Genomic DNA, 1,550 nt, shown 5'->3' on the forward strand with positions numbered 1-1,550 from the left:
TGGCGGTGAGGGAGGGATTCGAACCCTCGATACGTTGCCGTATACACACTTTCCAGGCGTGCTCCTTCAGCCACTCGGACACCTCACCAAATTTTGGTCTGTGGTTTAACGTGTTCAGCAACACGGTGCTCGCTGCGCTGTTGCGCTGGAACGGGGCGTAATTTAGGGGAAAGCCCCGCCCGCGTCAACGGCTTTTTTCACCTGGCGAACCGTTCGAACACTTAATGCACAGATTCCGGTGCGACCTGGATTTCCGGCAGGTTGAGGAAGCCGGAACGTTCGCATTCAGCAACCAGTTCGTGGGTAGCGGCGATGGTGCTTTGCACGAACAGCAGGAACTGCTCGACGCTGAGTCCGGCCTTGGTAAAGACGGTGTGGCCGACCACCAGCCGCGGCAGGTTGTCATCGATGATATCGAGGAACACCTTGAGGGAGGGGTACTGCATATTGAGCCGACCCAGTTCGGCAACCAGCGGCAGCATTGCGGAGGGGCGCACTTCCAGCTCGGAGGAGAACAGCAGGCCTTCCTCTTCCACGAAGATCCGGCTCTCCTGAATACCATCGACCGACTGCAAAGAGACAATGTGGATACCGTGACACTGGTCGCAGACATAGTGCTCGATACGAGCCTGTTGCAACCAACGCATTATCATTTCGGAGCTGGGGATATTCATCATTTCCACGACAAGATTGGGATCAAGGGGCGCAGTCTAAACCAATTTGCTATCAACAAAAAGCACGCCAACCCGATAACCCTGCGGCTCGCTTCTTTTTGGCAAGCGCTATGCATATACTCAGCCAAATCCACGATGACGCTTGCCCCACAGGGGGCCCGATGACTATCCAAGAAAAGTATCGCCTTCATCTGAAATCACTCTCGGATGAGCTGCTCACCCTGCAAAAACCCATCCGCATTCTGGATGCCATCAAATGGCCACGCCATCTGCAGGATCGCTTTCTGGCAAGCGGTGGCAGGGAGCTGCCCGCTATCGACAGGCACTTCTATGATGCCCTCCCCCTCGGCTTCGATCCGCGCAACAAGTATCTGGAGCTCAAGGAGCTGCGGGACCGGATCCGCAGAAAGCTGGGGCCGCAGGACGATCTTGGCCGGATCCTGCAAGAGACGGTCGATCAGTACATGGTGGTGATCGAGATGCTGCGCCAGCGCGGCCAACCCGATTTTCAGCGTTATAGCCAGTTGCTTTATGGCTCCGCCAGCGATCACCTGCGCGGGGATCGCAAGACCCTCAAGGAGCTGGGCTCTCGGCTGTGCGATATCTTCTCCCTGCCCGGCGCCCGCCATCTGGTACGCCCCTACCCCAAGGAGTTCGAAGGCGAAGCGGCGGTAGCCAAACTACAGGGCAAGCTGTCGAGCTACTTCAGTGACGGCACGGTGCAGGTGAAGCTGAGCGATGGCATCGTCTCCGACGCCGCGGCCGGTGGCGACTACATCAAGCTCAACTCCCACGCCCGTTTCTCCGAGCTGGACTTGCAGGTACTGGAGGTGCACGAGGGGTGGGTTCATGTCGGCACCACCCTCAACGGTCGCC

General features: G+C 58.0%; 2 protein-coding genes and 1 tRNA gene. 1 reads left to right on the forward strand and 2 read right to left on the reverse strand.

Annotated elements, in window-relative coordinates; all coding sequences use genetic code 11:
* Positions 1–88 (reverse strand) — tRNA-Ser (locus AB5Y85_RS01680).
* A gap of 133 nt (positions 89–221) precedes the next feature.
* Positions 222–677: a YbjN domain-containing protein gene (locus tag AB5Y85_RS01685; protein WP_005337119.1), complete on the reverse strand. Its 456-nt coding sequence runs from the start codon at positions 675–677 to the stop codon at positions 222–224.
* A gap of 158 nt (positions 678–835) precedes the next feature.
* Here AB5Y85_RS01685 and AB5Y85_RS01690 point away from each other — a divergent pair.
* A partial coding sequence (locus AB5Y85_RS01690) for a tyrosine/phenylalanine carboxypeptidase domain-containing protein (RefSeq protein WP_368221080.1) occupies positions 836–1,550 on the forward strand: 715 nt, incomplete at its 3' end.

Origin of the sequence: Aeromonas sp. R3-1 (assembly GCF_040908345.1) — a bacterium.
GTDB lineage: Bacteria > Pseudomonadota > Gammaproteobacteria > Enterobacterales > Aeromonadaceae > Aeromonas > Aeromonas veronii.

Excerpts from the sequence above, each read along its gene's own strand:
- AB5Y85_RS01685 (WP_005337119.1), bottom strand. The coding sequence starts at position 677 with ATGATGAATATCCCCAGCTCCGAAATGATAATGCGTTGGTTGCAACAG.